General features: G+C 56.3%; 4 protein-coding genes. 3 read left to right on the forward strand and 1 reads right to left on the reverse strand.

The window, feature by feature from the left end; translation table 11 throughout:
- Positions 1-41 precede the first annotated feature (41 nt).
- Complete coding sequence (gene aaeR / locus HMPREF9538_RS24595; protein WP_002918641.1) at positions 42-971, reverse strand: HTH-type transcriptional activator AaeR; 930 nt, start codon at positions 969-971, stop codon at positions 42-44.
- A 131-nt stretch (positions 972-1,102) separates the two neighbouring features.
- Here aaeR and aaeX point away from each other — a divergent pair, with 131 nt between their 5' ends.
- The 3 genes from aaeX to aaeB are packed head-to-tail and all read left to right on the forward strand — an operon-like array spanning position 1,103 to position 4,219.
- Positions 1,103-1,306 (forward strand): p-hydroxybenzoic acid efflux pump operon protein AaeX, encoded by a 204-nt coding sequence (gene aaeX, locus HMPREF9538_RS24590; protein WP_002918640.1) that lies wholly within the window; start codon positions 1,103-1,105, stop codon positions 1,304-1,306.
- Between the two features lie 7 nt (positions 1,307-1,313).
- On the forward strand, positions 1,314-2,246 hold the full coding sequence (gene aaeA / locus HMPREF9538_RS24585; protein ID WP_002918639.1) for a p-hydroxybenzoic acid efflux pump subunit AaeA: 933 nt from the start codon (positions 1,314-1,316) through the stop codon (positions 2,244-2,246).
- A gap of 5 nt (positions 2,247-2,251) precedes the next feature.
- The gene (gene aaeB / locus HMPREF9538_RS24580; RefSeq protein WP_002918632.1) at positions 2,252-4,219 is read left to right on the forward strand and encodes a p-hydroxybenzoic acid efflux pump subunit AaeB; all 1,968 of its coding nucleotides are present in this window, start codon (positions 2,252-2,254) and stop codon (positions 4,217-4,219) included.
- Positions 4,220-4,268 lie beyond the last annotated feature (49 nt).

Here is a 4,268-nt window from a genome sequence, read left to right on the forward strand (position 1 = left end):
CCCCCCCCCCCCGCGCCCCCCCCCCGCCGCCGCCCCCCGCTTCACCGGGCGATCCCGCGCCCGTGCATGCCCTGATAGATCTTCGCCACGTCGACAAAATACTCCGTCAGATAGTTGATACAGACCTGCACTTTCAGCGGCAGTTTATCCTTTTCCGTATACAGGGCGTAGACCGGTCGCGGATCGGACTGATAGCTGGGCAGCAGGATCTCAAGCTCACCGCGGTTGATCTCTTCGATCGCCCACATTAAGGGTACATAGGCGATACCCACCCCGGCGGTCAGCCAGCGCACCAGCGTCATAGGGTCGTTGGTCACGAAGCGCCCCTGCGGGGTCAGGCGGGTCGAGATCCCTTCCGGCGCGATAATGACAAACTCATTGTCCGGCCGCACGCTATATTCCAGCCAGGCATGTCCGGCAAGGTCGGCCGGTTTCTCTGGATTGCCAGCCTGCGCCAGATAGCTTTTAGCGGCGCATAATACCATCGGCATTGAGCCCAGGCGGCGGGAAAAAAGGCTGGAATCCTGCAGGGCGCCCACGCGGATCACCACGTCAAGGCCGTCGGCGATCAGGTCTGGCGCAGGTATGCCTGTGACCAGATTAACAGAGAGCCCGGGGTATTCTTTGAGCATTTTCGCCGTTATGCGCGCCAGAACATTCTGTGCCATAGTTGAAGAGCAGCCGATGCGCAGCGTCCCGATGGGGGTATTGTTAAATGCGTATAATTGCTCATGGACATCCTGCGCTTCAAACAGCATCCTACGGCAGCCCTGGTAATAGATTTTACCTGCTTCAGTTAAGCCAAGGCTGCGGGTGCTGCGGTTGAGTAGCTTTACCTGCAGTTCATCTTCCAGTTTGGCGACGGTCTGACTGATCGAGGAAACGCTCATCTGAAGCTGGCGGGCCGCTGCGGTGAATGAACCTAATTCGACCACTTTGGCGAAAACGGACATGCGTTTTAATCGTTCCATTATTCACTCTGGCTTAAAAGTGATTTAGATCACACATTGTAGATAATGCGGCAATCGTTACGTTAATATATTGTTAGCTACATAATAAACGCATCTGCTCACTACCTGTACGCTTCTTATTCAAGGTCATCATGAGTCTGTTTCCTGTCATCGTGATTTTCGGCTTATCGTTTCCGCCGATCTTCTTCGAGTTGCTTTTGTCGCTGGCTATCTTTTGGCTGGTGCACCGACTGCTGGTTCCGACCGGCATTTACGATTTTGTCTGGCACCCAGCACTGTTTAATACGGCGCTCTATTGCTGCCTTTTTTATTTGATATCGCGCTTGTTCGTTTGAGGTTGATGTGAAAACACTAACAAGAAATATCCTCCGTACTGCCATTACCGTGATACTGGTCATTCTGGCCTTCGTGGCGATTTTCCGCGCCTGGGTTTATTACACCGCCTCGCCGTGGACGCGTGATGCGCGCTTTAGCGCCGACATTGTGGCGATTGCCCCCGACGTCTCCGGGCTGATTTCTCAGGTAAACGTCAAGGATAACCAACTGGTTAAGAAAGACCAGGTATTGTTCGTTATTGACCAACCTCGTTACCAAAAAGCGCTGGCGCAGGCGGAAGCTGATGTCGCCTATTATCAGACGTTAGCTCAGGAAAAACGCGTCGAAGCCGGTCGGCGTAATAAGCTTGGCGTACAGGCGATGTCGCGGGAAGAGATTGATCAGGCGAACAACGTACTGCAAACCGTTGAACATCAGCTGGCGAAAGCGGTGGCTAGTCGCGACCTGGCCAGGCTAGATCTGGAGCGGACGGTCATTCGCGCCCCTGCGGATGGCTGGGTGACTAACCTTAACGTCTACACTGGGGAATTTATCACCCGTGGCTCCACGGCGGTGGCGCTGGTGAAAGAGAATACGTTTTACGTCATGGCCTATCTGGAAGAGACCAAACTGGAGGGCGTCCGTCCAGGCTATCGTGCGGAGATTACCCCGCTGGGCAGCAGCAAAACCATTAAAGGGACGGTGGACAGTATCGCTGCGGGGGTGACCAACGCCAGCAGCAGCAGCGACTCGAAAGGGATGGCCTCGGTCGACTCCAACCTTGAGTGGGTGCGTCTGGCGCAGCGTGTGCCGGTGCGTATTCGCCTCGATCACCAGCAGGGGAATCTGTGGCCATCGGGCACCACGGCGACGGTAGTGATCACCGGTCAAGAAGATCGTGATACCAGCCAGGCCAACTTCTTCCAGAAACTGGCTATGCGCCTGCGCGAATTTGGTTAATCGCTATGGGGACATATACCATTGCTCCCCGGCATCTCCGCTTTGCCATTAAGCTTGCATGCGCGGTGGTGCTGGCGCTGTTTGTCGGGTTCCATTTTCAGCTCGAAACGCCGCGCTGGGCGGTACTGACGGCAGCGATCGTCGCCGCCGGGCCGGCCTTTGCTGCTGGCGGCGAACCGTACTCCGGCGCGATCCGCTATCGCGGTATGTTGCGTATTGCCGGGACCTTTATTGGCTGTATTGCGGCGCTGGTTATCATCATCCTGATGATCCGCGCGCCTCTGTTGATGATGCTGGTCTGCTGTCTGTGGGCCGGTTTTTGTACCTGGGTTTCGTCGCTGGTCAAGGTCGAAAACTCCTATGCCTGGGGGCTGGCCGGGTACACCGCGCTGATTATCATTATTACCATCCATACCAATCCGATGCTGGCGCCGCAGTTTGCTGTCGAACGCTGCAGCGAAATTGTCATCGGTATTGTCAGCGCCATCGTCGCCGATCTCCTGTTTTCGCCGCGTTCGATTAAAAAAGAGATCGACCTCGAGCTCGATAATCTGCTAATTGCCCAGTATAAGCTGATGCAGTTATGCGTCGCGCACGGTGAAAAAGAGGAAGTGGATCAAGCCTGGGGAGCGCTGGTACGCCGCACTACGGCGCTGGAAGGTATGCGTAGTAACCTGATTATGGAATCCTCACGCTGGGCAAAGGCGAATCAGCGCCTGAAGGCGATCAACACCCTTTCGCTAACCCTTATCACCCAGGCTTGCGAAACCTATCTGATTCAGAACTCACGCCCGGAAATGGTCACGGACGACTATCGCGAGCTGTTCGCCGAGCCGGTTGAGACGGTGCAGGATGTTCACCAGCAGCTGAAGCGCATGCGCCGCTTCCTGACCTGGAAAGGCGAGCATAATACCCCGGTCACGATTTATAGCTGGGTGGGCGCCGCCACGCGTTACCTGCTGCTTAAGCGCGGCGTGGTGGGGAATACTAAAATCAGCCGTATCGAGGATGGCGTGTTGCGCGGCGAAACGGTGGTTAAAGTGGAGTCCGCCGAACGTCATCACGCGATGGTGAACTTCTGGCGCACCTCCGTCTCTTGTATTCTCGGAACGCTATTCTGGCTGTGGACGGGCTGGACCTCAGGCAGCGGCGCGATGGTAATGATCGCCGTGGTTACCGCGCTGGCGATGCGCCTGCCGAATCCCCGAATGGTGGCGATAGACTTCCTCTATGGCACCCTGGCGGCGTTACCGTTGGGCACCTTGTACTTCCTGGTGATCATGCCGGCGACGCAGCAGAGCATGCTGTTGCTTTGCATCAGCCTGGCGGCGATGGCGTTCTTTATCGGGATCGAAGTGCAGAAAAGGCGTCTCGGATCGTTGGGGGCGCTGGCGAGCACCATCAACATTCTGGTGCTGGATAATCCGATGCAGTTCCAGTTCAGCCAGTTCCTCGATAGCGCGCTGGGGCAGATCGTCGGCTGTTTCCTCGCTCTGATGGTTATTCTTATTGTCAGGGATAACTCCCGGGCCAGAACCGGTCGGGTGCTGCTGAACCAGTTTGTCTCCGCGGCGGTCTCTTCGCTGACCACCAACTCGGCGCGTCGCAAAGAGAATCATCTGCCCGCGCTCTATCAGCAGCTGTTTTTATTACTCAATAAATTCCCAGGTGACGTCGCCCGTTTCCGTCTGGCCTTGACGTTAATCATCGCCCATCAGCGCTTGCGCGATGCGCCCGTGCCGGTGAATGACGATCTCTCCGCCTTCCATCGTCAGCTGCGACGTACCGCGGACCATGTGATCTCCGCCGGCAGCGATGATAAGCGTCGGCGCTATTTTACCCAGCTGCTGGCGGAGCTTGATGTCTATCAGGAGAAGCTGCGGGTCTGGGAGGCCTCGCCGCAGGTCACCGAGCCGGTACGGCGACTGGTTGAGATGTTGCATAAGTACCAGCATGTGCTGACCAGCAGCTAACCCATAAACCGACGCCCCGGCGGCGGGGTTTTTTTTTTTTTTTTTTTTT

This window comes from Klebsiella sp. MS 92-3, from assembly GCF_000195655.1.
Taxonomy (GTDB): Bacteria; Pseudomonadota; Gammaproteobacteria; order Enterobacterales; family Enterobacteriaceae; genus Klebsiella; species Klebsiella pneumoniae.

What these genes read in the sequence shown, in the direction of transcription:
- aaeR (WP_002918641.1), bottom strand. Translation starts at nt 971, where the DNA reads ATGGAACGATTAAAACGCATGTCCGTTTTCGCCAAAGTGGTCGAATTA.
- aaeX (WP_002918640.1), top strand. Translation starts at nt 1,103, where the DNA reads ATGAGTCTGTTTCCTGTCATCGTGATTTTCGGCTTATCGTTTCCGCCG.
- aaeB (WP_002918632.1), top strand. Translation starts at nt 2,252, where the DNA reads ATGGGGACATATACCATTGCTCCCCGGCATCTCCGCTTTGCCATTAAG.